Genomic DNA, 25,787 nt, shown 5'->3' on the forward strand with positions numbered 1-25,787 from the left:
GCACGATCCGGGTGACGCCGGGGGCCGATCCGCGGACGCAGGATCTGACCCTGACGATGCCGGGCTGCGATGCGGTTGGCGAATTCGTCATGCTGGGCGACCTGGCGGCAAACGGGCCTCAAATCGACCTCGTCTCCAACTGATCCTTACCACTAAACAAAAAGGGGCGGCCCGTCAGAACCGCCCCCTTCGCATCTGCGCAGGGCATATGCCCTACATCATCTCGCGCACATCCGTCAGACGGCCCGTGATCGCTGCCGCCGCCGCCATGCCGGGCGACATCAAATGTGTGCGTCCGCCGCGCCCCTGACGACCCTCGAAATTGCGGTTCGATGTGGCCGCGCAACGCTCGCCCGGTGACAGTTGATCAGGGTTCATCGCCAGGCACATGGAACACCCGGCCATCCGCCATTCGAAGCCCGCGTCCTTGAAGATGTCAGCCAGACCCTCTTCTTCGGCCTGCGCGCGGACCAGGCCCGATCCGGGCACGACCATGGCGCGCAAACCGTCCTTGATCTTCTTGCCCTTCAGGATCGCGGCGGCGGCGCGCAGATCCTCGATCCGGCCATTGGTGCACGATCCGATGAACACCGTGTCGATCTCCACGTCCGACAATGGCGTGCCGGGCGTCAGGCCCATGTAATCCAGCGACCGCTTGGCCGCATCGACCTTGCCGCCGGTGAAATCGCTGGCGGCGGGCACCTTCGCGGTGATCGGCAGGACGTCCTCGGGCGAGGTGCCCCAGGTGACGACGGGCGCGATGTCTTCGCCCGCGATGGTCACGACCATGTCCCAATGGGCGTCGTCGTCGGAATAAAGCGTCTTCCACCACTTCAGGGCCGCTTCCCACTGCGCGCCCTTGGGCGCATGCGGGCGGCCCATGCAATATTCGTACGTCTTTTCGTCCGGCGCGATCAGGCCAGCACGCGCGCCGCCCTCGATCGCCATGTTGCAGACGGTCATGCGGCCTTCCATCGACAAATCGCGGATCGCCTCGCCCATGTATTCGATGACGTATCCGGTGCCGCCGGCGGTCCCAGTCTTGCCGATGACCGACAGGGTGATGTCCTTGGCCGTGACACCGGGGCGCAGTTTGCCCGTGATCTCGACCTTCATGTTCTTCGATTTCTTCTGGATCAGGGTCTGGGTGGCCAGCACATGCTCCACCTCGGACGTGCCGATGCCGTGGGCCAGCGCGCCGAAGGCCCCGTGGGTGGCCGTGTGGCTATCGCCGCAGACGACGGTCATGCCGGGCAGGGTCCAGCCCTGTTCGGGGCCGACGATGTGCACGATGCCCTGACGCACGTCGGACACGGGATAGTAGTGGATGCCGAATTCCTTGGCGTTCTTGTCAAGCGCCTCGACCTGGATGCGGCTGTCCTCGGTCATGGTGGCGGCGTTGGCACGGTCCACCGTGGTTGGCACGTTGTGATCGGGCACGGCGATGGTCTTGTCGGGCGCGCGCACGGTACGGCCCGTCATGCGCAGTCCTTCGAACGCCTGGGGGGAGGTCACTTCGTGGACCAGATGGCGGTCGATATAGAGCAGGGACGTGCCGTCCTCGGCCTCGTGCGCCAGATGCGCGTCCCAGATCTTGTCGTAGAGTGTCTTGGAGGATGTGTCTTTGCCGGGCATCGCGCAGGACTCCTTGGCTGATGTGTCGATGGTCGTCGAAGGTCGGTCGAGGGAGGCGCGTCAGACGTGCGCCGTCACCCCGTGGGCACGCCCGAAGAACCGCCATGGCAGGAAATCGTGGTCGCAAAGATCGTGCACGCGTTTCATGGCCCCCGATACCTCCTTGCCCGCGGCGTCGCAATGGCGGGCCGTTGCAAAGGCGGTGCGGCCTGCGCAAAAGGGGGGATGGAAGATGATATCCTCGCCGACATCCCGCTCAAGGACGAACTCGTCCGCCTGTGGCACACGGGCCTGACCTTCGTGTCCGACCTGTTGCAGCCGGGCTGGAAGCTGTGGCAGCTGGTGATCGTGCTGGGGCTGGTGGCGCTGGCCTGGCTGATCCGCAAATGGCTGGGCGACCGGATGACGGCCTGGATGCGCACGCAGACGGGTCGGCCGAAGTGGCAGCTGCGCTGGCTGGTCATCGTGCGCAACAGGCTGGGCCTGATCACCTTCGCGGTGCTGGCCTGGGCCGTCTATCTGGTGATGCAGGACCTGTTCCGCTGGCCGTCGCGCAGCTATCTTGTCGGCCTGGCGGCAACGATCGGCACGGCCTGGATGATCGTCAGCTTCGTCGCGCGCCTGGTGCGCAACCCGTTTCTGCGCAAGATCGTGAATTGGGGTCTGTGGGCCTATGTCACGGTCTTCTACCTCGGCATTCTGGACGAGACGAAGCAAGTTCTCGATAACCTTGCCATCAGCGTGGGGGACTTCCGGCTTTCGCTCTTGGGCGCGATCACGGCGCTGATCGTGATCGGCATCCTGTTCACCGGGGCGCGGTTCGTCGCGCAGACAACCTCCAGCCGGATTTCGCGCAACGAGGATATCAGCCCGTCGATGCGCGTGCTGGTCGTCAAGCTGCTGCAGATCGTTCTGTATGCGGGCGCGTTCTTCCTGGGCCTCAAGGCGGTGGGGTTCGACCTGACGGGTCTGGCGGTCCTGTCGGGGGCCATCGGGGTGGGTCTGGGCTTCGGCTTGCAGAAGGTCGTCTCGAACCTCGTGTCGGGCGTCATCATCCTGCTCGACAAGTCGATCAAGCCCGGCGACGTCATCACCATCGGCGACACCTTCGGCTGGATCAATTCGCTGACCGCACGCTACGTGTCGATCACCACGCGCGACGGCAAGGAATACCTCGTCCCGAACGAGGATCTGATCACCGGGCTGGTGGTCAACTGGTCCCATTCCAATCAACTGGTTCGCCTCGACATCTATTTCGGCACCGCCTACGGCGACGATCCGCATCTGGTGCGCAGCGTGGCGATCGACGCCGCCAAGGGAACCAAGCGCGTCCTGTCGTCGAAGGAGCCGGTCTGCCACATCGTGGGCTTCGGCGATTCCTCGGTCGATTACATCCTGCGCTTCTGGATCGCCGACCCCACCGACGGGCTGACCAATATCCGGGGCAACGTTTACCTGGCCCTGTGGGATGCCTTCCGCGAACACGGCATCTCCATCCCGTTCCCGCAGCGGGAGGTGAAGCATTTGAACGGCGCGCCGGCCAAGTCGCTGGAAGGGCCCGACGGGGCGGAGATGCTGGGCCGTGACTGACGCGGCATCGCTGCTGTCCGATCTGGCAGCGGGCCGCCACGATCCAAGGGCGCTGATGGCGGACACGCTGGACCGGATCGCCGGCTCCGACCTCAATGCGGTGGTTTCGCTGCGCAACCGCGACGACCTGCTGGCGGAGGCGTCGCATCCGCGCCCCGGTCCGCTGTCCGGTCTGCCGATGGCGGTGAAGGATCTGGCCGACACCGCGGGAATCCGCACCACCTATGGCCATCCAACCTTTGCCGATCACGTCCCGACGGCAGATGGTCCGACGGCGGCCGCCCTGCGCGGCGCGGGCGCGATCTTGATCGGCAAGACCAACACGCCGGAATTCGGTTTGGGCAGCCACACCTTCAATTCCGTCCACGGCACGACATTGAACCCATGGGACAGGACGCGCAGTGCGGGCGGGTCCTCGGGTGGGGCGGGGGCGGCGTTGGCGGCACGGTTGCTGCATCTGGCGGACGGGTCCGACATGATGGGATCGCTGCGCAATCCGGCGGCGTGGAACAACGTCTTCGGCCTGCGCCCGACCCATGGGTTGGTGCCGTCCGCGCCGGTCGGCGATCCTGTCCTGCATCCGCTGTCGACCGACGGCCCGATGGCGCGCACGCCGGACGACCTCGAATTGCTGCTGCGGGTTTTGGCCCCGTCGTACCGCGCGGATGCCCCGCGTGCGCCGCGCATCGGCTGGCTGGCGGATTGGGGCGGGGCCTATCCGATGGAGGAGGGCGTGCTGGCCTTGTGCGAAGCTGCTCTTGACGGGCTGGCCGATCCGGTCGCACCGCCGATGAAGGCCTCCGACCTGTGGACCAGTTGGACGATCCTGCGCAGTTTCGCGATCTGGCAGAAGATGAAGCCGCTGTGGACCGACGCCTTTGCCGCCGCTTCCAAACCCGCGCTTCACTGGGAGGTGGAACGCGGTCGCATGCTGACCCTCGACGACGTGACGCGGGCCAGCGCGATCCGCGCGACTTGGGCGCGGCGCTTCGACGCGATGGAGGTTGACGTCATCGCCCTTCCGTCGGCGCAATGCTTCGCGTTCGACGCCACGCTCGACTGGCCCGACGCGATTGGCGGGGTGCCGATGGACACCTATCACCGCTGGATGGAGGTTGTCGTGCCCGCGTCACTGATTGGCGTGCCTGCGATTTCCGTGCCCGTCGGGTTTCACCACGACCTGCCCATGGGCGTGCAGTTGATCGCGCGGCGCGGGCGCGACAGCGACCTGATCCATCTGGCCCGGCGCATGCACGCGGCGCGGCCATGGGCGGACCGGGTTCCTTCGTGATGCATTGCCGCTTGCGCGGGGGTCCGCGCCCCAGGGCCGCGCGCGATTGACCTGCGCCCACGGACAGGGCAATGGGCGTGCCGACGTTGTAGGACGGCGGTCCCGGTGTTACATGACCATTCCATTCATGCGCCCGGTGGCGCACACCTTTGCGGAGGATCGGACCCTGCCTTCCGACCACACAGCGCGCCCCGGCGCCGACAAGACCGCCAGCGACGCGACGCTGGCCCTCATCCTGACCACCCTCGACGAGGAAAAGGCCGAGGAGATCGTTCAGATCGACCTGGCCGGAAAGTCCTCCGTGGCCGATCACATGGTCGTCTGCTCGGGGCGTTCGACCCGTCAGGTCGGCGCCCTGGCCGAGAAACTGACCGAGAAGCTGAAGGGTACGCTGGGCCGAAACGCCCGCACCGAAGGCAAATCCCAGGGCGACTGGGTGTTGCTGGATGCGGGCGACGTGATCGTTCACATCTTCCGACCCGAAGTCCGCGAGTTCTATCAGCTGGAAAAGATGTGGCTCGACCCCGCGTCCGAGCCGACGCGCAACGTCTGACATGAAGCTGCACCTCGTCTGCGTCGGGCGCCTGCGCAAGGGCCCCGAAAAGATGATGGTGGAGGATTATCTGGACCGCTTCGCCAAGGCGGGGCGTGGTCTGGGCCTGCCGCCGGTGACGGTGACGGAACTGGACGCAAAAGGGGCTGGCATGATCGCCGAGGGGGAGTTGATCGCCCGCGCCATCCCGCCTGGCGCGGCCATGGCGATCCTGGATGAACGGGGGCGGCGGATCACGTCGCCGGACTTCGCGGCGCATCTGGGCGACTGGCGTGACCAGGCCCGCGATGTGGCGCTGGTGATCGGCGGGGCGGACGGCATCGCCCCCGATCTGCGCGACCGGGCGGATCTGGCGATCAGTTTCGGGGCGATGGTCTGGCCGCACATGCTGGTCCGGGTGATGGTCGCCGAACAGCTCTACCGCGCCGCCTCGATCCTTGCGGGCAGCCCCTATCATCGGGTCTAACACCGCATATCCCTTCCGGAGATCCGACATGGACAAGAAACCCGTCATCCTGTGCATCCTCGACGGCTGGGGCATCAGCGACCGGCCCGCCCAATCGGCCCCCGACTGTGCCGACACGCCGACGTTCGACCGGCTGATGGCGACCTGCCCGCACGCGACACTGACGACGTTCGGCCCGGCGGTGGGCCTGCCCGAAGGTCAGATGGGCAATTCGGAAGTGGGCCACATGAACATCGGCGCGGGCCGCGTCGTGTGGATGGACCTGGGTCTTATCAACAAGGCCATCGCCGATGATACATTCGCGCGGGAAAAGGCGCTGCGCGACTGGATCAAGGGGCTGAAGGCAAGCGGCGGAACCGCGCATCTGATGGGTGTCATCTCGGACGGGGGGGTGCACGGGCACATCGATCACCTGCTGGCGGCGGCGCGCGCGGTGACGGACGCAGGCGTGAAGGTCGTGATCCACGCCATCACCGACGGGCGCGACGTGGCCCCGCGGTCGGCCGAAGGCTTCGTCGAGACGTTAAGGGACGGTCTGCCGGACGGGGCATCGGTCGGCACGCTGACCGGGCGCTATTTCGCGATGGACCGCGACACTCGGTGGGACCGGGTGCGACGCGCCTGGGCCGCGATGGTCTGGGCCGAAGGGGAGCATGTGAAGGACGCGGATGCCGCCGTCGTTGACGCGCGCAGCCGGGACGAGAGTGACGAATTCATCCAGCCGACGATTCTGGGGGACTACGACGGAATGCAGGACGGCGACGGGGTCTTCTGCCTCAACTTCCGCGCCGACCGTGCGCGCGAGATCCTCAGCGCGCTGGCCGCGCCCGATTTCGATGGGTTCGAGACGAACGGCCGGCCGGACCTGTCGATGCTGGGGATGGTGAACTACTCCGAGGCGCACGACGCCTTCATGTCGACCGTATTTCCCAAGCAGACCGTGCCAAACACCCTGGGTCACTGGATTGCCACCAAGGGTCGCACGCAATTCCACCTGGCCGAGACCGAGAAATATCCGCATGTTACGTTCTTCCTGAACGGCGGGGTGGAGGAGCCGGAGGAGGGGGAGGATCGCCTCATGCCCCGTTCGCCGGACGTTGCCACCTATGACCTGCAACCCGAGATGTCGTCGGTCGAGGTGACGGACGCCTTCGTCGCCGCTATAGAGAAGGGCTACGACCTGATCGTGGTGAATTATGCCAACCCGGACATGGTCGGCCACACCGGCGATTTGGCGGCGGCGACGGCAGCCTGCGAAGCGGTCGATCGCGGTCTGGCGCGGGTCATGGACGCGCTGGAGGGGACGGACGGCGCGATGATCGTCTGCGCCGATCATGGAAACTGCGAGACGATGGTCGATCCGGTCACCGGCAAGGCGCATACCGCGCACACGCTTAACCCCGTGCCGGTGATCCTGTGGGGCGGACCCGAGGACGCGGCGCTGCGCGATGGCAAGCTGGGCGATCTGGCCCCGACGCTGTTGGCGTTGATGGGGATCGAGCCGCCCGAGGAGATGACCGGGCAGAGCTTGCTGGGATGATCCGCCTCGCCGCCCTCATCGTGCTGCTGGGTTGGCCCGTGCAGGCGCAGACTGCCGCCGACACGGCACGTGCGGCCGCCACGCAACTGTCCAGCGCCGCACGGCAACTGGAACAGGCGCAGGGCGCGCGCGACCGGGTGGCGGCGCTGACGGCGGTGGTCAAGGCCTATGAGGAAGGGCTTTCGGCGCTGCGCGACGGGTTGCGGCAGGTCGCGATCCGCGAACGCGCCTTGACGGCGGATCTGCGCGCCCGCGAAGCCGAGATCGGTCGCCTGATCGCGGCGTTGCAGGCGATCGAACGCGCGCCCGCGCCGTTGTTGCTGATGCATCCGTCCGGGGCGCTGGGGTCGGCGCGGTCGTCGATGATGCTGGGCGAGGTGGCCCCGGCACTGAACGCGCGCGCCGAAGGGCTGCGCGCCGATCTGGAAACCCTGCGCGAGGTACGACTGCTGGAGCAAAGCGCCGCCGACAGTCTGGCCCTGGGTCTGACCGGCGTGCAGGAAGCGCGGGTCGCCTTGTCCGAAGCCATCGCCGAGCGGTCCGACCTGCCGCCACGCCTGTCGGAAGATGCGGCACGCATCGCCGCCCTGCTGGGCCGGGTCGACACGCTGGAAGCTTTTGCCCAAGGCCTGGGTACCCTGCCGCCGACCGCCAGCACCCCGCTGGAGCCGCCACTGCCCTTGCCCGTCGCCGGCCGCGTGCTGCGCGGGTTCGGCCAGCCGGACGCGGCGGGCATCGCGCGCCCCGGTCTGGTGATCGCGGCCCCGCCGGCGGCCATCGTGACGGCCCCGGCGGCCGGGACGATCCGCTATTCCGGGCCGCTTCTGGATTACGGCAATGTGATCATCCTGGAGCCGCAGTCGGGTCTGCTTCTGGTGTTCGCCGGGCTGGCACAGGTCTATGCTGGTCAGGCCAAGATCGTCCGGGCCGGTGCACCGCTTGGCCTAATGGGCGGGGGATCGCGCGTTGCGGGGGAAAACCTGCGTGATGTTGCCACGGACGGTGGCGCTTTGCGCTCCGAGACGCTTTATATCGAAGTCAGACAGGGCGGAACGCCCACGGATCCGGCGACATGGTTCGCCATCGAACAGGGCGCGGCGACCGGGGCCGCCGAAAGAACAGGGATTGAGAGATGAAAAAGATCGCGATGGCCGCAAGCTGCGGCATCCTGGCGGGTATATTGGCGACGACCCAAGTGGCGGGGCCGCTGCTGGCGCAGGAATCCGAGGATGCGTCCGTCTATGAGCAATTGGATCTTTTCGGCATCGTGTTCGAGCGGATCCGCAACCAATACGTCGAAGACGTGGAGGAAGGCGAGCTGATCGAAGCGGCGATCAACGGGATGCTGACGTCGCTCGACCCGCACAGCTCCTACCTGCCGCCCCGCGATTTCGAGGAGATGCAGACCGATACGCGCGGCGAATTCGGCGGCCTGGGCATCGAGGTGACGCAAGAAGAAGGCTATGTGAAGGTCATCACGCCGATGGACGGCACGCCCGCATTCGAAGCCGGCGTCGAGGCGGGCGATTTCATCACCGCGGTCGATGGCGAGAACATCCTGGGTTTCACCCTGGAGGAAGCGGTGGAGTTGATGCGCGGCCCCGTGGGCAGCGACATCGTCGTCACCATCGTCCGCGAGGGCCTGGAGGAGCCGATCGACATCACGATCACCCGTGACACGATCAAGCTGACCGCCGCCCGTGTGCGCAAGGAAGGCGACACCGTCGTCATCCGCGCGTCGACCTTCAACGACCAGACCCTGCCCAACGTACGCGATGGCTTCGACGAGGTCGTCGAGGAGATGGGCGGGCTCGAGAACGTCAACGGCATCGTCCTGGATCTGCGCAACAATCCCGGTGGCCTGCTGACGTCGGGCGTCGATCTTGCCGATGCCTTCCTGGAGCAGGGGGAGATCGTTTCCACCCGGTCGCGCGAGAGTGAGGGCGGGGAGCGGTTCAACGCCAAGGCCGGCGACATCGTCGAGGGCCTGCCGATGGTCGTTTTGATCAACGGCGGGTCGGCCTCGGCCTCCGAAATCGTCGCGGGTGCGCTGCAGGATCACCGCCGCGCGGTCGTCGTCGGCACCAAGAGCTTCGGCAAGGGATCGGTCCAGACGATCATGCCGGTGCGCGGCGACGGCGCGATCCGTCTGACGACGGCGCGGTATTACACGCCGTCGGGCCGGTCGATCCAGGCACTGGGCATTTCGCCCGACATCGTCGTGGTGCAGCCGCCCCGCAACCCCAACGCCGAGGAGGAGGAGGCGGACACGCCGAACCGCCGCACCGAGGCCGGGCTGCGCGGGTCGCTGTCAAACGACAGCCTGTCCGAGGATCAGCAGGAGCAGATCCGGTTGGAGCAGGAGGCCGCGGAAGCCGTCGCCCGCCTGCGGGAGGAAGACTACCAGATGGCCTATGCCATCGACATCCTGAAGGGTCTGACGGCGATCGAGCGCTGATCGCCGACAGAACTCTGTCCGGGGGCGGCCAGCGGTCGCCCCTGTCCACGAAAGGATCACCATGACTTCGGATGCGATCGTCACCTTGCCGTATCGCCCCTGCGCCGGCGTCTGTCTGACCAACCCCGACGGCCTGATCTGGGTGGGGGAGCGGATGAACTTTCCCGGGGCCTGGCAGATGCCGCAGGGCGGGATCGACCCCGGCGAAGACCCGCGCGCCGCCGCCCTGCGCGAATTGCACGAGGAGACGGGCATCGCGCCGGATGCCGTCCAGATGATCGACGCGCTGGACGATCCGTTGGCCTATGACCTGCCCGAGGAATTGGTCGGCAAACTCTGGAAGGGCAGGTACCGGGGGCAGCGGCAGCATTGGTTCCGCTTCACCTATGACGGCCCGGACGATGCCGTCGATCTGGACTTCCACGAACGGGAATTCGCACGCTGGGCGTGGATGCCGGCGGATGCGGTTCTGGCTTCGATCGTGCCCTTCAAGCGCGACATCTACCGATCCGTCCTGACCGGGTTCGGCCTTTTGGCAGCATGATATTGCCTAGCCTTGCCGTTGATCCGACACTTGCCTGACCCAAACCGGAGAGACCGATGAACCGCTTCGCCATTGCCGCCGTCTTGTCGACCTGCGTCGCGGGGCAGGCCGCCGCTCTGTCCTGCCTTCCCACGTCGGTCGCCGCCACGTTCCAATTGGCAAGCGAGGCGGAGGCTGAATACGTTGTTGCCGTCGGTCGGTTTCAGCCCCTGCCAAACCAATCGCTGCCGGGCACCGGCGACGACCCCAACGACAAGAAGGGCTATTCGCTCAAGGGCCGGTTCGGCGGCCGCCTTGGCGGACCCGACGGCTTCACGCAGGAAGCGGTGTTCCCGGTCACGGTCGAAGTGCGATGCGACGGGCCCTGGTGCGGCGGCGTGCCGCTGGACCGCGTGGTCGCCTTTATCGAGCGGCGCGAGGGGGAGAATATCCTTGTCGCGAACCCCTGTTCGGTCTTTTCGCTGAGCGCCACGCCGCAGGTCGTGGATCAGGCCGAGGTCTGTCTGGCGGGTGGCCCCTGCGAAGCGGCCGCGCGGTGATCCGGGGGGGCGGCGCGACCTGCCCGCCCCCGCCCGACCGTCACTCGCCGATGGCGACACCCTCGCGACGCGGGTCCGCCCCGCCCTGCAGCGTCTCGCCCACGGCGATCACATGCAGACCGCTCGTCAGGTCGCGGGCGTTCACCTCGAACCCCAGTTCGGTCAGCGCCTCCGACAATCCTTCCGCGCTGGTCCCGGCCTCCACGTCGTAGGTGCCGAAGCGGTTGACCAGATGCGGCAAGGCGACGGCCTGCTGCACGTCCATGCCCCAGTCCATATGGGCGATGATCGTCTTGGCGACATAGCCGATGATGCGGCTGCCACCCGGAGAACCGACGACCAGAAGCGGCGCGCCGTCCTGCATCACGATGGTCGGGGCCATCGACGAGCGGGGCCGTTTGCCCGGCTCCACCCGGTTGGCGATGGGCACGCCGTCGGACTGGGTGGCGAAGCTGAAGTCCGTCAACTCGTTGTTCAGAAGGAAACCGCCCGGTGCCATCAACCGCGATCCGAAACCGTTCTCGATGGTCGTGGTCATCGACAGGGCGTTGCCGTCCGCATCCACGATCGAGATGTGAGACGTAGAGGGCAGCTCGATGCTGCGGTCGTCGGCCCAGACCAGGGCGGCGTGATCCCATGGCGGTGTGCCGGCCGTAACCTCCGGCAGGGCATCGTCCCCGGCCAACAACTCGGCCCGGTCGGCCAGATAGGCGGGATCGATCAGGCCCGCTGTGGGCACCGGAACGAAGTCGCTGTCGGCCATGTACCGGCCCCGGTCGGCGAAGGCCAAACGCGACGCGTCCCCAATCAGCCGCCAGGCGTCGGCGGAATCGGGGCCCATCGCGGCCAGATCGAACCCTTCCAGAAGGCCAAGGATCTGACCCACGGTCAGCGCGCCCGACGATGGCGGGCCCATGCCGCAGACATCGGCCCCGCGGTACGGTGCGCAGACGGCAGCCCGCTCCACCACGTCGTAGGCCTCCAGATCATTCATTGCCAACACGCCGGGCTGCGCGGCGCCGCGAACGGTCGCCACGATTCCTTCGGCGATTTCCCCGTCGTAGAACGCATCCGCCCCCCCGGCCGCGATGGCGCGCAAAGTTCCGGCATAGGCAGAGTTGGTCAGCGTCGACCCTTCAGCGATCGGAAAGCCGCCGGGCAGGAAATAGGCGGCCGTCGCCTCCGACACCGACAGACGTTCCGCGTCGTCCGCGACCAGCGTGGCCAGGCGGGGAGAGACCGCGAACCCCTCCTCGGCGTGGCCGATCGCCTCATCGAAGAGGCTGCGCCAGTTCAGATTGCCCCAGCGACGGTGGGCCTCCTCCATCAGCATCGGGGTGCCGGGCGTGCCGACCGACAGGCCGCCGACCACCGCGTCGAAGAAGCCCATCGGCTCTCCGTCGACCTGAAACAACGTCGGCGTCGCGGCCATCGGCGCGGTTTCCCGCCCGTCCAGCGTCGTCACTTCGCCCGTGGCAGCGTCATAGTATACCAGGAACGCACCGCCGCCGAGGCCGGACGATTGCGGCTCCACCAGCCCGAGCACGGATTGCACCGCGACCATCGCGTCGGCGGCGCTGCCCCCCTGTCGCAGAACGTTTGCGCCGGCTTCGGCGGCCAGCGGGTTGGCGGCGGCGATCATCCAGTTTTCGGCGGTGACGGGGGCGGCCGCCTCGACCGTCAGGCCGGTCGCGCCCTCGGGTGCGACGGTGTCAGCCGCATCCTGCGCGACGGCCGGCACGGCCAGCAGGATGGAAAGGGTCAGGGTCGGCATCAATATGGTGCGCATCGTATCTCTCCCGGTGATGATACCCGACAGGATGACGTGAATTGACGCCGGGGCAAGCCCTTCGGCAACGCGCCGTCGCGATGGGGGTGTCGTTCCCCAGAAGATGCGCGCTGGCCGATAGCGATCCGATGCCCACCCACCGAACTATGACGGAGCTTTCGATTGAATCGCAGGGCGGACTGTCCAGCAAGGGAATGCCGGGGCCGACGCGGCGTGCCTGATCCCGCGCCTACCATGCCCATGGATCACCTGCCGTTCCTCAGAAATATGTATCCCCGAACACGGGATACGCGATGAAATGCGGCGCGTGGTGGACTGACCTGCGCGGGCGCGTTACGCCGCCGCCATGACATTGCACGAGATCTATGCCGCGCGCGTCGCCGACGGCACGCTGACCGCCGATCCGGCGCAGACGGCCGCGTTGGACCCGTTGGAACGGGTGCGCGCGGCATTGACCGCCGCGCCGCCCAAGCGGGGCTTTTTCAGCCGGGCGAAACCGCCCGAAGGGCCGATGGGCTGCTATCTGTGGGGCGGGGTCGGGCGGGGCAAATCCATGTTGATGGACCTGTTCCACGAAGCGTCACCGGTGCCGTCGCGCCGGGTCCATTTCCACGCTTTCATGCAGGAGGTGCATGACGGCATGCACGCCGCCCGCAAGACCGGGGTGGACGACGCGCTGACCCCCGTTGCCGACGCGATCATCGCGGACGTCCGCGTGTTGTGCTTCGACGAGATGCAGATCACCGACATCACCGATGCGATGATCGTGGGCCGCCTGTTCGAAAAGCTGTTCGCGGCCGGGGTGCGCGTTGTGACCACGTCGAACCGGGTGCCGGACGACTTGTACAAGAACGGTCTGAACCGCGCACTGTTCGTGCCGTTCATCGACCTGCTCAAGGACCGCATGATCGTTCACGAATTGGCCGCGATCCGCGACTACCGACAGGACCGGCTGGGCGACGAACAGGTGTATTTCGTCGGCGGCGGCGCGTTGGACGACGTCTGGAAGCGGTTGACCGATGGGCGATCCGAAGGGTTGACCCTGCGGGTGAAGGGGCGCGACGTGCGGCTGGATGATTACGCGTCGGGCGTGGCGCGCGCGTCGTTCGATCAGCTGTGCGGCCGACCTTTGGGGGCGGGCGATTATCTTGCGCTGGCGCAGGCGGTCCGCGTGCTGATCCTTACCGACGTGCCGCGCCTGAGCCGGGCGCAGAACAACGAGGCCAAGCGGTTCGTGACACTGATCGACGCGCTCTACGAGGCGAAGGTGCGCCTGATCATGTCGGCGGCGGCGGAGCCGGAAGACTTGTACGAAGCGGGCGAGGGGCGGTTCGAGTTCGACCGCACGGCGTCCCGCCTGCGAGAGATGCAGGCGGCAGATTGGGCCACCGCCTAGGCGCTTTGTGTCGGCTTTGGGGGTGTTGGCCGGGTTAGCCGGCAAGGACGGGTCTGCGATCGGGCCGGGGCGATGTCGAGACGGGCGTCGGGCGGCGTCCGGTCGAGCGGTCGGGCGCGACGCGTATTGGCCAGCGTGTGACCGGCCAATGCAGCGAGATATCAAGCGCAAAAAGCCCCTTCGCGTCGGATGCTCTCGGCGCTGATGTGGGGGCAGGCGACAAAGGCGGCGGGGGTCAACCGAAGCGGCGTGATCGCGGCAAAGCGGACATCGGCAAAGGACCGCAGGGCGACCCGCCGTCCGGAGAGATGGTGAGGGGCGTATCCGGCGCGATGCCGGATTCGTCGATGAACTGGCCGTTCACGCACAGGTCCTGCGCCCGGTTGCCGCCGTTGAACCCGAAGCCGGGATCGCCGCAATCGGTCGCGGTGCCATCGGCGTTCCATTCCTGGTAAGTCCCGTCCTGCGGATAGCCGCCCATCGGGAACGACAGCGTGCGCGTGTCGAACCGCAGGGTGAAGGACGTGTCGGGCGTTCGGTCGGCCAGAGACCAGTCGCCCAGATAGTCGCCGCCGCGCCAGCCGGTGATGCCAAAGCCCGTCACCGTATCTTCGGTCACGACGCCCGCGGCGTCGTCGGGATAGCTGATGAACCCCTCGATCCGGTAGTCATTGGCCCCTTCCCAGCAGAAGGAATGGGTCGCGGCCTGCGCCGGGCCGGCGAAAGCAAGGATCACGATCGCGGGGCGGATCATGCGTTGGACCTCAGGATGTGACCGGCCAGGTAGAGCGAGCCGCAGATCAGGATGCGGGCGGTCGGGTCTATGGCCGTGATCGCGGCGATGGCGTCGTCCACGCTGGCGGCGGGAGAATTTGGAATGCCGGCCCGGTCGGCGGCCGCGCAGGTGTCGGTGGCCGAGAGCGTATTCGCCTCGCCGGGAATGGAGACGGCGTGCAGATGAATGGCCGGCCCCGCCAGTGGTGTCATGTAACCCGCCGCGTCCTTGGTGTTCAGCATTCCGCAGATTAGGTGGAGCGGGCGCGGCGGCAACCGGGTCAGCGCCTCAGCCAGCGCGGTGCCAGCCGCGGGGTTATGCCCGCCGTCGAGCCAGAGTTCGGCGGTGCCGGCGGCGTCCACCAGCGGCCCTTTCGTCAGGCGTTGCATCCGGCCGGGCCAGACGGCATCCGTCATCGCGGCCTCGGCCCCCTCCGCGCGGTTCAACGCACGCAGGGCGGCGATGGCTATCCCGGCATTGCCGACCTGATGCGCGCCGATCAGACGGGGCAGAGGCAAATCCATCAGACCGGTTTCGTCCTGGAAGACGAGCCGCCCGCCTTCTTCGGTCACGTGCCAGTGCTGGCCGTGGATCAGCAGGGGGGCGCCCAGACGCGCGGCGGTTGCTTCGATTACGTCTAGTGCGGCATCGTCCTGCGGGCCCACGATGCAGGGGACGCCGCGATTCAGGATGCCCGCTTTTTCACCTGCGATGGCCGTCAACGTGTCGCCCAGAAACGCCTCGTGATCCATGGAGACGGGGGTGATGATCGACAGGCGCGGGGTCACGACGTTGGTCGCATCCAGCCGCCCGCCGAGGCCCACCTCCAGCAAGGTCCAGTCGGCGGGCGTGCGCGCGAAAGCCAGGAAGGCCGCGCAGGTCGTGATCTCGAAGAAGGTGATCGGTGCGCCGCCGTTGGCCGCCTCGCACTCCGCCAGAAGGTCGGCCAGATCCTCCTCCGCGATCAGATGGCCGGCCAGCCGGATCCGTTCATGGAAGCGGGCCAGATGCGGGGACGTATAGGCATGAACCCGGTCGCCTGCCGCCTCTAGTCCCGCGCGCAGCATCGCCTGCGTCGATCCTTTTCCGTTGGTTCCGGCGATATGGATGACAGGCGGGAGTCGTGCTTCTGGATGGTCCAACGCGTCCAACAGGCGATGCACGCGGTCGAGAACCAGGTCGATGACCTTGGGGTGCAGGGCCATCAACCGGTCAAGGACGACGTCCGACCCGTCGCTCACCGCGCCTTGCCGTCCTGGCCGCCGCTGGGGGCCGATTGTTTACCGGTCGCCTGCGCGATCTCTTCAGCCGTTTCGGCCACGGTTTCCAGCGCCTCGGTCAGGGCCTCTTCCTTGGCGACTTCGGGGGCGGGCAGGTCGCCGTGGACGATCGGGCCTTCGCCCATCAGCATCCGCAGGATCGTCGCCAGTTCGTCGCGGTGCTCGCTGCGTGGGGTCACGCGGTCCAGCATGCCGTGGTCCAGCAGGTATTCGGCGCGCTGGAACCCCTCGGGCAACGTCTCCCGGATGGTCTGTTCGATGACGCGCGGGCCGGCAAAACAGATCAGCGCGTTCGGCTCCGCGATGTGGACGTCGCCCAGCATCGCATAGGACGCGGTGACGCCGCCGGTGGTCGGATGGGTCAGCACGACGATATAGGGCAGGCCCGCTTCCTTGAGCATCTCGACCGCGACGGTCGTGCGCGGCATCTGCATCAGGCTCAGAATGCCTTCCTGCATCCGCGCGCCCCCGGCGGCGGAAAACAGGATCAGCGGGCGGTGCAGCGCGACGGCCCGTTCGGCGGCGGCGATGATCGCATTGCCGACGTACATGCCCATCGACCCGGCCATGAAGCCGAAATCCTGACAGGCGACGATCACGGGCGTCCGGTGGATCTCGCCTTCGGCAACCAGCATCGCTTCCGCCTCGTTCGCGGCTTTCTGCGCGGCCTTCAGACGGTCGGGATACCGCTTCTGATCGCGGAACTTCAGCGGATCGTCGATCGGCTTGGGCACCGCGACTTCGGTGAAGACACCGCCGTCGAACAGTGCGTCGAACCGGTCGCGCGGGGTGATGTGCATGTGGTGGTCGCAATTGGTGCACACGCGCAGATTGTCGGCCAGTTCGCGGTGGAACAGCATCGTTCCGCATTCGTCGCACTTGGTCCAGAGGTTCTCGGGCACTTCGCGGCGCGAAAAGAGCGAGTTGATCTTGGGCCGGACGTAGTTCGAAATCCAGTTCATGGCGCTTCCCCGCGACTATCGTGGCCGAGATAGCCACGACGCGGCGGGATTGCAAACTTCGGCGTCGCGACCGGCCGCGGTCGATGCGGTGCCCCGTCAGACCGCCGGTCCGTCAGCGATCCGCCTGGTGCACAAACCCCGGGTGCCGTTCGGGTCGAGATCTGTGCGCCCGCCAGACATCACGCCTCTGTCATGTGCCGCGCCGGCGGGCTGCGCCGCGCAAGCCAGAGCCGCAGGCAGACCCAGACAATGACGGTGATGAGCATTTCCTGCCAGATCAGCGGATCGCCCAGCGACAGCGACTCCGCCCCGAAGGGCGTGGTGTAGAGCGCCAGGCCAGACAGGTTGCCCTTGAGCGAGATCAGCAGGATGGCCGAGCAGTTGTTCAAAAAGTGCAGGCCCCAGGCCATGCCGATCGACCCGGTAATGCGCGTCAAATCTGCGGCGATCAGACCGAACAGGGTCGGCGGCAGGGCCGTCCACGCCTGACCCCAGCCCGCCGAGGGATCGACGTGCAGCAGGCCGAAGGCAACCGACGGGACCAGCATCCAGACGAGGGGGGTGCGGAAGCGCGCGGCCAGTTGCTGTTGCAGATAGCCGCGAAAGGCCAGCTCCTCCGCGCCGGTCTGGATCGCGATGGCGACCAGGGCGACGGGCAGGAAGCTGAGGAACAGCGACGGGGGCACATTCGGGACCGGCACGAACGGCACCGGCAGCGCCAGCCCCAGGATGCCGTAGATCAGCGCCGCGATCACGCAGGCGATGACGAAATCGCGCAGGACGTGCGGCCCGAACAGGCTGCGCCCCGATCTCTGGTGCAACCATTTGGCCGCTGCGATGACCGCAAGCAGCGGCACCGCGAACATGGCAAGGAACATCACCACGAGGGTCGGCGTGCCGCCGGTTTCGAATGTGGCGAGGTAGGCCGTCGCCTCGTCCTGACCCAATGCGACGACCAGCGCCGCGATTACCAGACCAAAACCCGCAACGTAGCCCAGCGCGATCAGAGCCACGCCGAGCGCGCCGCGCCACAGCTGCGGTTTGCCGCGGGCGGGCGCGACGAAGCGATCGAATTGGTGGGTCCACATGCCTGGCATACCGTCGTGTTGTTTTCCTCTTCTTAGACAGCGTGGATTGTCCGGGCAATCGTGCTTGTCGCGCCTTGCCCCCGCGTCTATCCCCGTTGGCAAAGTGACAAGAAGGACTGTTCCATGGCGAAGGCCCCCACCGACAAGACCAATCTGCCCAGCCGCCACGTGACCGAAGGGCCCGCGCGCGCACCGCACCGCAGCTATTTCTACGCCATGGGGCTGACCGAGGAAGACATCCATCAGCCATGGGTCGGCGTCGCGACCTGCTGGAACGAGGCGGCGCCGTGCAACATCGCGCTGAACCGTCAGGCGCAGGCCGTAAAGCTGGGCGTGAAACAGGGTAACGGAACGCCGCGCGAATTCACCACCATCACCGTGACCGACGGCATCGCCATGGGCCACGAAGGGATGCGGTCGTCGCTGGCATCGCGCGAGGCCATCGCCGACACGGTCGAGCTGACGATGCGGGGGCACTGCTATGACGCGCTGGTGGGTCTGGCCGGGTGCGACAAGTCGCTGCCGGGGATGATGATGGCGATGGTGCGTCTGAACACGCCGTCGGTCTTCATCTATGGCGGATCGATTCTGCCGGGCCGCGTGGCCAGCGGGGCGAACGTGCCTGCCGAATACCTCGACCGCGATCTGACGGTGCAAGACATGTTCGAGGCGGTGGGCAACCACCAGGCCGGCAATCTGTCGGACGAAGCGCTTGATGTGCTGGAGCGGGTCGCCTGCCCGTCGGCCGGGGCCTGTGGCGGCCAGTTCACTGCCAACACCATGGCCTGCGTGTCCGAGGCGATGGGCCTTGCCCTGCCGAATTCGTCCGGTGCGCCCGCGCCCTATGAGTCGCGCGATCAATATTCCATCGCGTCCGGTCTGGCGGTGATGAACCTGCTGGAAAAGAACATTCGCGCCCGCGACATCGTCACGCGCAAGTCGCTGGAGAATGCGGCACGCGTCGTGGCCTGCACCGGCGGGTCGACCAACGCCGGCCTGCACCTGCCAGCCATCGCCCACGAGGCGGGGATCGACTTCAACCTGCAGGACGTCTGCGATATCTTCCGCGACACGCCCTATTTCGTCGACCTGAAGCCGGGCGGCCAATACGTCGCCAAGGACCTGTACGAAGCCGGCGGCGTGCCGATCGTGATGAAGGAGCTGCGCAAGGCGGGCCTGATCCACGAGGATTGCATCACCGCGACAGGCAAGGTGATGGGCGAAGTCATCGACGAGACCCGCGGCGAGGCCGACGGCAAGGTGATCTATCCTGTCGAGACCCCGATCACCAAGACTGGCGGCGTCATCGGCCTGATGGGCAACCTGGCCCCCGAGGGCGCGATCGTGAAGGTCGCGGGCATGGAAGCGCAGCACCAGATATTCACCGGTCCGGCCCGCGTGTTCGAGAGCGAGGAAGAGGCGTTCGAAGCCGTCAAGGCCCGCGGGTACGAGGAAGGCGAAGTCATCGTCATCCGCAACGAAGGCCCCGCCGGTGGCCCCGGCATGCGCGAAATGCTTGCGACGACCGCCGCGCTGTCCGGTCAGGGGATGGGCAAGAAAGTCGCGCTGATCACCGACGGGCGGTTTTCGGGCGCGACGCGCGGTTTCTGCGTGGGTCACGTCGGACCGGAGGCGGCGCACGGCGGACCGATCGCGCTTTTGAAGAATGGCGACGTCATCACGCTCAACGCCATCGAGGGGACGATCGACGTCGATGTCCCCGACGCGGAGATGGAGCAGCGCCGCGCCGATTGGAAAGGGGCGAAGAAGACGATCTATGCCTCCGGTGCCTTGTGGAAATATGCGCAGCTGGTCGGGTCGGCGCAAAACGGGGCCTGCACCCATCCCGGTGCCCGCGACGAACAGCACATCTACATGGATCTGTAACCGACCATGGCCGTCCCGCGTCTGCCCAGTCTTGTGGAAAGCCTGCGGTCGCGCCTTGCGGTGCGGCGCTGGCAGCGGGCAGCGCAATCGGCAGAGACGTTGGACGCGGCGACGCTGGCCCGTCTTGGGCCGCGTGCGCGTCAGGTCGCGACCCACGCGCGCCAGCTGGCCGAAGCGGCGGACCGCGTGCTTGACGGCCGCCACGTCGGTACCGATGCCATCGACCGGCCCCCGCAATGCGACTGGGCCTGGCGGCCGGCCCCCTGGGCGGTGCAGATGACGCCGCAGGTTATCGCCGGGGCTACGGGGGGCACGGGCCTGACAGACGGCGTGCGCCTGTTCCACGACTGCCCGCTGACCGAAATTACGCTCAAGCAGACCCGGACCAACCGGCCCGATGCGGCCGCGCCCTATGCGCTCAGCGTCGATGCTCTGGGGTTCGCCGGGTCGTTCCTGTCGCTGGCGCTGGATCTGCCGCAACAGGCCGCGCTGAGCTTGCGGCGGTCGCATATCATCGGCATCTCCACCCGCCTGAAGATGGAACGAACCGGCGAGATGTTCGTGCGTCTGAACATCAAACAGGGCCCCAACACCGATCAGATGGTCAGCGAGCTTCGACCCGGCGACCACGCCGGCAGCCCCGTGACCGCCGAATTCGACCTCGGCTTCGACGAGATAAACCCCGCCAAGCTGGAAGGGGCCTGGATCGACCTGATCTTCGAGCGGCCCGAAATGAACCTCGTCCGGATCGAGGATCTGACCGTCACCCGCCGGCCCCGCGCCGATATCTGAAAGGTTCGACCATGCCCCAGCCCTGTCCCTGGATCCTGCATCGCACTGGCGTGACGGGTGGGACGTATCGCGGCCTTCTGACCGGGGGCGACGGGGCGGAGGTACCCGATCTGACCCTTGTTCTGGGCGGCGAAACGCTTGGCACAATGACGGTCACGCAAGTGGATGGCGGCTGGCAGGTCGAGGCAGAGATGGGCCTGGCCCCCCTGACGGACGGGACGCAGACGGTTTTCGTTCGACTGCCCGATGGCACCGCGTTGGACAGCGTGACGGTGGTCACGGGGCTGAGCGCGCCCGAGGATCTGCGCGCGCAGGTCGACGCGCTGCGCGACGAGTTGGACCTGATGAAAACCGCCTTCCGGCGTCATGTGAACGAGAGCTGAATCACCATTAAGTAACTGTTAATAAATAGTTAATATGGTCGTTTCTCTGTTTCCTGCCCCGGTTTAATCGCGAAACCATACCGGCATTGACCCACCCCCGGCACGTTGCTGCCCCATTCGTGGTTCATCCCTTGGCCCAAGTTCAATAACCGCCAAGGATCTGCTACATGGATCGTCTGTCTGAAATGGAAGCCTTCGCCACGGTCGTGGATCAAGGCGGATTCACCGATGCCGCAAAGAAATTGGGGATCTCCAAATCCGCCGTTTCCAAGCACGTCTCCTCCCTGGAGACCCGCCTCGGTGCGCGCCTCCTCAACCGGACGACGCGTCGCGTCTCGCCCACGGAAATCGGTCTTGCCTATTACGACCGGGCCCGCCGTGTCCTCAACGACGCGGGAGAGGCCGATGCGCTGGTGACATCGATGCAATCCGCGCCATCGGGGATGCTGCGGGTCTCCGTCGCGACAGATTTTGGCGTCAACCATCTGTCCCCGATCCTCGGCGGTTTTCTGCATGAATATCCCGACATCACCGTCAACATGGTCCTCGACAACCGCTATGTGGAGTTGATTTCCGAGGGGTTCGACCTGTCGGTGCGGATCGGCGATCTTGAAGACAGCTCCTTGCGCGCTCGCAAGTTGGCGGAAACGCACAAGCAGATGATCTGCTCCCCGGAATACCTGGAGGAATACGGCCGCCCGCAGCGGATCGACGACCTCAACGAGCACAAGCTGCTGCATTATTCGAACCAGGCGACGGGTTCGGTCTGGAAGCTGACCGCCCCGTCGGGCGAAAAGCGTCAGGTCCGCTCCGCCGGCTGGTTGACGGTGAACGACGGACAATCCCTGCTCAACGCGGCCGTCAATGGCCTGGGCATCGCGTTCCTGCCGGACTTTCTTTATGCGGAAGCCATGAAGGAGGGCAAACTTGTCCCCGCGATCGAGGGCATGTCCCCCGAAACGCAAGGCATCTATGCCGTCTATCCCCCGGGTCGATATACCCAGCCCAAGGTCCGCGCATTCATCGACTTCCTGGTCGAGAGCTTCCGCGACCGCGGCCCCGGGGAGTGGTGAACCACCCTTCCCGCCGATGACGTGATCTTTCGACGGGCCGCCTTCCGGGGCGGTCCGTTCGATCATTCGATGCAGGAAAATGCCGCTACGGCGTCGATGTGATCACCACTTCGACGCGGCGATTGATCCGGCGGCCCGCTTCGGTGTCGTTGCGCGTGATCGGGGCGAAGAAGCCGACGCCCTGTGTTTCGACCCGGCCGGGCGCAATGCCGTAGGCCCCGGTCAGAAGGGCGCGCGCGCTGTCCGCCCGGCGCCGCGAAATGGCGAGGTTTCCGGCCGCCCCGCCTTCTGCATCCGTATGTCCAACCAGCGCGATGGTCGTCGCCGGATTGGCGTCGAGGAACGCCGCCAGCGCATCGAGAGACGCATAGCTGTCCTGAACCAGATCTGCAGACCCGGTCTTAAATTCGAGGTCGGACAAAACCGCACGCCCCGTCGTCACAAGCATTTGCGCCACGTCCGATACGGCGGTCAGTCCTGGGGGAGACGCGGGGTTCGACGTGCTTTTCGTCGGCTCTACCGTGCCATCGGGATCCACCTGCGTCATCTGCACGAAACTCAGGTCCGCCGACCGGCTGACCAGCAGCGTCGTCCAGGCGTCATCCTTCTGCGCCGCCAGATATCTGAAGTCGGCCAGATCGACGAACATCTGCGGGGCGGGGGTCACGTCGATCTCGAACCTGAAGTCGAAACCGCCGCAGGCTCGCGTGGCGCAGTCAAAAACCGTCGCCCATCCCTGTTCGGTCAATTGATCGCGCAGGGGGGCCAGCACCTGCAACGTCGTTTCCGCCCCCGACACCTGCCAGATGCGCCGGGTGACGGCACCTTCGGCGGTGACCGACGGCAATGTGTCCGCGAAACGGCCCGTGGCGATCCGATGGCTCGACAGGGGGCGGGTTTCGGCAAAGGTCTGCGTTGCGGGAAACGGCATCGCAAGATCGGCCGCCTGCGCGGGCAAGGCAAACGCCAGAAGGGCTGCGACTGCCTTCAACGGGCTTGGCCGTGGTATTCGGGGTTGGGGGCCATCGCGATGGCCGAAGCGACGCGGTTGGTCATGTTGAAGAACCCCGCTACGCCGGCCAGATCGAAGATGTCCCGATCGCTGAGGCCGTGGTCGCGCAGGGCCTGCCTGTCCGCCTCCTCGATCGTCGCCGATGCCTTGGTCATCTGGACCGCGAAATCCAGCATTGCGCGCACGCGCGCATCGACGGGGGCGACGCGGTAGTTCATCGCGATCATCTCGCCCAGATGCGGGTCGCCCGACAGGGCGCGCACGGCGGCACCATGCGCAACAAGGCAATAGAAGCACCGATTTTCGGCCGATACGGCGACGGCGATCATCTCCCGCTCCAGCTTGGACAGGCCGGACGGGGCGAGCATCAGGTCGTTGTACATCGCGGTGAAGGCGTTCAGCTTGTCAACGTCGAACGCATAGGCGCGCAGGACGTTGGGCACGAAGCCCAGCTTTTCGACGCAGATGTCGAAATAGCGCTGCGTCGCGTCCGGCAGCGGGTCCATCTGCGGCAGGTTAAGGGCGGTGGGTCGGTCTTGGGTCATGCAGGTGTCCAGTAGCGATAGCCGCCCCGGCGGGAGAGGCCCATGCGTTCATATAGGCCGACGGCGGCCGCATTGTCTGCCTCCACCGGCAGGACGATGTATTCTGCCCCGTTTGCCGCCGCCCAGTTGGCCGCATGCCGCATAGCGATGCGGCCGACGCCCTGCCGGCGAAACCGGGGCAGCGTCAGGACCAGATGCAACACGGCCAGACCATCGTGGACAGCGACGAACAGGGCACCGGCCGCCCGGTCGTCGTGGCGCAGTAGGATCGCGGCCTTTGGGCCCGGCGCACGGTCCAGAGGCGCGCGGCGCGACGCGTCGTTGCCATGCGCCGCCCACAGCGTGTCGCAGATCGCCAGGGGCGGCCAATGGGCGAAGCCGCTGACGGGCGGGATGTCTCCGGTCATCGGCCCGACCGGTCCGGCCATCAAGTCCGATGCGCCGGTCATGGCATAGCCGCGCGCTTTCAGAAGGGTGGCGATCGCATCCTCTGCCCCGTCAAGCGTGCCGAAGATCGTGCCGGGCCGCGCCCCCTCCACCGCCGCGATGTCGCCCGTCGTTGCGGTCGCACCATCCCGCGCCCTGGCGGATGTCGCGCGGCGCGTGCCCGTCCGTTCGGCCGGCAGATCGAAAGGCCCGACGCGTGCCAGCGACGATGGCGGCCACGTCGCGCGCACGGCCGCCATGATCCGCTTGGCGTCGGGCAGGTCGGTCACGCGAACAGGGCCGCCACCCGCGCCGTCGCCTCGTCCAGCCGGGCGCGGTCCTGGCCGCGAATGACGATGTTCGCCCCGAATTTGCCGTCCTTCTGAAACGGGTAGGACCCGATGGACAGGTCGTCGTAATCGCTTGCCAGTTTTCCCAGCGGCCCCGCGATGTCGCCTTCGCCCCGGTCGATACGGGTCGACGTCGACAAAAGCGGTGCGCCGCCCATCAGGGTGGGCAAAACGCTGGCCACCATCGCCTGGAACACCTGCGGCACCCCGGCCATGACGTGCACGTTGCCGAGGGTGAAACCGGGTGCCACGGATACGGGATTGTCGATCAGCGTCGCCCCCTCGGGAATGCGCGCCATGCGCAGGCGGGCGTCGTTCAATTCCGATCCGGTCTTGGCGTAATGCGCGGCCAGAAGGGCCCGTGCGTCGTCGCGCACATCGACGGTCACGGCAAAGGCGGCGGCAACGGCATCGGCGGTGATGTCGTCGTGCGTCGGACCGATGCCACCTGACGTGAAAACCGTATCCCACATGCCGCGCAGCCCGTTCAGCGCCGCGACGATGGCGTCGTGGTCGTCGGACACGATGCGCACTTCTGCCAGGGTGATGCCCGCCTCGGTCAGTTGTCCGGCCAGGTGGTGCATGTTGGCATCGCGGGTGCGCCCCGACAGGATCTCGTCCCCGATGACGAGCATGGCGGCGGTTGGGTTCGGCATTCTGGTCTCCTGCATTCTCCATGGGTATAGGTCGGGGCCATGCGCTTCGCCACTCCGCTCGTCCCCGCCACGCTGATCCGTCGCTACAAGCGGTTTCTGTCTGACGTGGTGCTCGACGACGGGACGCAGGTAACGGCCCATTGCCCGAACCCCGGTGCAATGACCGGTCTGGCCGCGCCCGGCACGCGCATCTGGGTGGAGCCGAACGACGATCCGAAGAAAAAGCTGAAATATAGCTGGCGCCTGACCGAACTGCCGGATGGCCATATGGCGGGCATCGATACCGGCGTGCCCAACCGCGTGGTGGGCGAGGCGCTGCGCGCGGGGCAGGTGCCCGGTCTTGTGGGCGACGTCCGGGCCGAAGTCGCATACGGCACCAACTCCCGCGTTGATTTCGTGGTGACACGGGACGAGGCCTCGACCTACGTCGAGGTCAAGAACTGCCATCTTCGGCGCACGGGAACGCTGGCCGAATTTCCCGATTGCGTGACGGTGCGGGGGGCCAAGCACATGGACGAATTGGCCGAGATGGTGCGCCGTGGACATCGCGCCGTGCTGGTGTTCGTCGTGCAGCGCACCGATTGCACTTCGGTCAGCGTCGCGGGCGACATCGACCCTGGCTATGCCCGCGCCTTCGATGCGGCGCGCGCGGCCGGCGTGGAGATCATGGCGCTGTCGTCGCGGATCACGGTCGCGGGGGTCGAGGCCGGGCCACCCTTGCCGGTGGTGGATAATTCCGGCGCGCGCCCCTAAATGG

General features: G+C 66.7%; 25 protein-coding genes. 15 read left to right on the forward strand and 10 right to left on the reverse strand.

Features of this window, described 5'->3' with window-relative positions; genetic code table 11:
• Nucleotides 1-213: 213 nt before the first annotated feature.
• Entirely contained in the window at nucleotides 214-1,635 is a 1,422-nt protein-coding gene (gene leuC, locus JDO7802_RS06475) for a 3-isopropylmalate dehydratase large subunit (RefSeq protein ID WP_055083779.1), read from the reverse strand.
• A gap of 225 nt (nucleotides 1,636-1,860) precedes the next feature.
• On the opposite strand from leuC, the gene JDO7802_RS06480 reads away from it, so the two are divergent.
• The 9 genes from JDO7802_RS06480 (at nucleotide 1,861) to JDO7802_RS06520 (ending at nucleotide 10,616) form a co-directional block, all read left to right on the forward strand.
• A complete protein-coding gene (locus tag JDO7802_RS06480) occupies nucleotides 1,861-3,225 on the forward strand; it encodes a mechanosensitive ion channel family protein (protein ID WP_055083781.1) in 1,365 nt (454 codons plus the stop codon).
• Nucleotides 3,218-4,516 (forward strand): amidase, encoded by a 1,299-nt coding sequence (locus JDO7802_RS06485; RefSeq protein WP_055083783.1) that lies wholly within the window; start codon nucleotides 3,218-3,220, stop codon nucleotides 4,514-4,516. Before JDO7802_RS06480 ends, JDO7802_RS06485 begins: the two co-directional genes overlap by 8 nt.
• 112 nt (nucleotides 4,517-4,628) lie before the next feature.
• Nucleotides 4,629-5,069: a ribosome silencing factor gene (gene rsfS / locus JDO7802_RS06490; protein ID WP_245624134.1), complete on the forward strand. Its 441-nt coding sequence runs from the start codon at nucleotides 4,629-4,631 to the stop codon at nucleotides 5,067-5,069.
• A gap of 1 nt (nucleotide 5,070) precedes the next feature.
• A complete protein-coding gene (rlmH, locus tag JDO7802_RS06495) occupies nucleotides 5,071-5,535 on the forward strand; it encodes a 23S rRNA (pseudouridine(1915)-N(3))-methyltransferase RlmH (RefSeq protein ID WP_055083785.1) in 465 nt (154 codons plus the stop codon).
• 28 nt (nucleotides 5,536-5,563) lie between these two features.
• Complete coding sequence (gene gpmI, locus JDO7802_RS06500; protein WP_055083787.1) at nucleotides 5,564-7,075, forward strand: 2,3-bisphosphoglycerate-independent phosphoglycerate mutase; 1,512 nt, start codon at nucleotides 5,564-5,566, stop codon at nucleotides 7,073-7,075.
• Nucleotides 7,072-8,211 carry a murein hydrolase activator EnvC family protein gene (locus JDO7802_RS06505; protein WP_055083789.1) on the forward strand — a complete coding sequence of 380 codons (1,140 nt, stop codon included), beginning with the start codon at nucleotides 7,072-7,074 and terminating at the stop codon, nucleotides 8,209-8,211. Before gpmI ends, JDO7802_RS06505 begins: the two co-directional genes overlap by 4 nt.
• Nucleotides 8,208-9,533: a S41 family peptidase gene (locus tag JDO7802_RS06510; protein WP_055083791.1), complete on the forward strand. Its 1,326-nt coding sequence runs from the start codon at nucleotides 8,208-8,210 to the stop codon at nucleotides 9,531-9,533. The genes JDO7802_RS06505 and JDO7802_RS06510 overlap by 4 nt, the downstream gene beginning before the upstream one ends.
• A 61-nt stretch (nucleotides 9,534-9,594) precedes the next feature.
• The gene (locus tag JDO7802_RS06515) at nucleotides 9,595-10,077 is read left to right on the forward strand and encodes an RNA pyrophosphohydrolase (protein ID WP_055083792.1); all 483 of its coding nucleotides are present in this window, start codon (nucleotides 9,595-9,597) and stop codon (nucleotides 10,075-10,077) included.
• Nucleotides 10,078-10,133: 56 nt separating this feature from the next.
• A complete protein-coding gene (locus JDO7802_RS06520; protein WP_055083794.1) occupies nucleotides 10,134-10,616 on the forward strand; it encodes a hypothetical protein in 483 nt (160 codons plus the stop codon).
• A 40-nt stretch (nucleotides 10,617-10,656) separates the two neighbouring features.
• On the opposite strand, the gene ggt is transcribed toward JDO7802_RS06520, so the two are convergent.
• A complete protein-coding gene (ggt, locus tag JDO7802_RS06525; protein ID WP_187298103.1) occupies nucleotides 10,657-12,405 on the reverse strand; it encodes a gamma-glutamyltransferase in 1,749 nt (582 codons plus the stop codon).
• A gap of 346 nt (nucleotides 12,406-12,751) precedes the next feature.
• On the opposite strand from ggt, the gene zapE reads away from it, so the two are divergent.
• Nucleotides 12,752-13,801, forward strand: a complete 1,050-nt coding sequence (gene zapE / locus JDO7802_RS06530; RefSeq protein WP_055083796.1) for a cell division protein ZapE — start codon at nucleotides 12,752-12,754, stop codon at nucleotides 13,799-13,801.
• A gap of 235 nt (nucleotides 13,802-14,036) precedes the next feature.
• Here the strand turns inward: zapE and JDO7802_RS06535 are convergent, their stop codons facing one another.
• The 4 genes from JDO7802_RS06535 to JDO7802_RS06550 form a co-directional block, all read right to left on the reverse strand.
• The gene (locus tag JDO7802_RS06535) at nucleotides 14,037-14,555 is read right to left on the reverse strand and encodes a hypothetical protein (RefSeq protein WP_187298104.1); all 519 of its coding nucleotides are present in this window, start codon (nucleotides 14,553-14,555) and stop codon (nucleotides 14,037-14,039) included.
• Nucleotides 14,552-15,781 (reverse strand): bifunctional folylpolyglutamate synthase/dihydrofolate synthase, encoded by a 1,230-nt coding sequence (locus tag JDO7802_RS06540; protein WP_144430574.1) that lies wholly within the window; start codon nucleotides 15,779-15,781, stop codon nucleotides 14,552-14,554. Before JDO7802_RS06540 ends, JDO7802_RS06535 begins: the two co-directional genes overlap by 4 nt.
• Before the next feature lie 32 nt (nucleotides 15,782-15,813).
• The gene (accD, locus tag JDO7802_RS06545) at nucleotides 15,814-16,818 is read right to left on the reverse strand and encodes an acetyl-CoA carboxylase, carboxyltransferase subunit beta (RefSeq protein WP_055083800.1); all 1,005 of its coding nucleotides are present in this window, start codon (nucleotides 16,816-16,818) and stop codon (nucleotides 15,814-15,816) included.
• A gap of 179 nt (nucleotides 16,819-16,997) precedes the next feature.
• Entirely contained in the window at nucleotides 16,998-17,906 is a 909-nt protein-coding gene (locus tag JDO7802_RS06550; protein WP_055083803.1) for a CPBP family intramembrane glutamic endopeptidase, read from the reverse strand.
• Between the two features lie 123 nt (nucleotides 17,907-18,029).
• Between JDO7802_RS06550 and ilvD the strand changes: the two genes are divergently transcribed.
• The 4 genes from ilvD (at nucleotide 18,030) to JDO7802_RS06570 (ending at nucleotide 22,041) form a co-directional block, all read left to right on the forward strand.
• Nucleotides 18,030-19,793, forward strand: a complete 1,764-nt coding sequence (ilvD, locus tag JDO7802_RS06555; protein WP_055083805.1) for a dihydroxy-acid dehydratase — start codon at nucleotides 18,030-18,032, stop codon at nucleotides 19,791-19,793.
• A 6-nt stretch (nucleotides 19,794-19,799) separates the two neighbouring features.
• The gene (locus tag JDO7802_RS06560) at nucleotides 19,800-20,585 is read left to right on the forward strand and encodes a DUF6478 family protein (RefSeq protein WP_055083807.1); all 786 of its coding nucleotides are present in this window, start codon (nucleotides 19,800-19,802) and stop codon (nucleotides 20,583-20,585) included.
• Nucleotides 20,586-20,596: 11 nt separating this feature from the next.
• Nucleotides 20,597-20,968, forward strand: coding sequence for a hypothetical protein (locus JDO7802_RS06565; protein WP_055083809.1), 372 nt, complete (start codon nucleotides 20,597-20,599; stop codon nucleotides 20,966-20,968).
• A gap of 167 nt (nucleotides 20,969-21,135) precedes the next feature.
• Entirely contained in the window at nucleotides 21,136-22,041 is a 906-nt protein-coding gene (locus JDO7802_RS06570; RefSeq protein ID WP_055083811.1) for a LysR family transcriptional regulator, read from the forward strand.
• An 85-nt stretch (nucleotides 22,042-22,126) separates the two neighbouring features.
• Here the strand turns inward: JDO7802_RS06570 and JDO7802_RS06575 are convergent, their stop codons facing one another.
• The 4 genes from JDO7802_RS06575 to JDO7802_RS06590 are packed head-to-tail and all read right to left on the reverse strand — an operon-like array spanning nucleotide 22,127 to nucleotide 25,030.
• Nucleotides 22,127-23,032 carry an OmpA family protein gene (locus JDO7802_RS06575; RefSeq protein WP_055083814.1) on the reverse strand — a complete coding sequence of 302 codons (906 nt, stop codon included), beginning with the start codon at nucleotides 23,030-23,032 and terminating at the stop codon, nucleotides 22,127-22,129.
• A complete protein-coding gene (locus JDO7802_RS06580) occupies nucleotides 23,029-23,598 on the reverse strand; it encodes a peroxidase-related enzyme (RefSeq protein ID WP_055083816.1) in 570 nt (189 codons plus the stop codon). Before JDO7802_RS06580 ends, JDO7802_RS06575 begins: the two co-directional genes overlap by 4 nt.
• Entirely contained in the window at nucleotides 23,595-24,314 is a 720-nt protein-coding gene (locus tag JDO7802_RS06585) for a GNAT family N-acetyltransferase (protein WP_055083818.1), read from the reverse strand. The genes JDO7802_RS06580 and JDO7802_RS06585 overlap by 4 nt, the downstream gene beginning before the upstream one ends.
• The gene (locus JDO7802_RS06590) at nucleotides 24,311-25,030 is read right to left on the reverse strand and encodes a competence/damage-inducible protein A (protein ID WP_055083820.1); all 720 of its coding nucleotides are present in this window, start codon (nucleotides 25,028-25,030) and stop codon (nucleotides 24,311-24,313) included. The genes JDO7802_RS06585 and JDO7802_RS06590 overlap by 4 nt, the downstream gene beginning before the upstream one ends.
• Before the next feature lie 39 nt (nucleotides 25,031-25,069).
• On the opposite strand from JDO7802_RS06590, the gene sfsA reads away from it, so the two are divergent.
• On the forward strand, nucleotides 25,070-25,783 hold the full coding sequence (gene sfsA, locus JDO7802_RS06595; protein ID WP_055083822.1) for a DNA/RNA nuclease SfsA: 714 nt from the start codon (nucleotides 25,070-25,072) through the stop codon (nucleotides 25,781-25,783).
• The last annotated feature ends 4 nt before the right edge of the window (nucleotides 25,784-25,787 follow it).

It is taken from the genome of Jannaschia donghaensis (genome assembly GCF_001403795.1).
GTDB classification, from domain to species: domain Bacteria; phylum Pseudomonadota; class Alphaproteobacteria; order Rhodobacterales; family Rhodobacteraceae; genus Jannaschia; species Jannaschia donghaensis.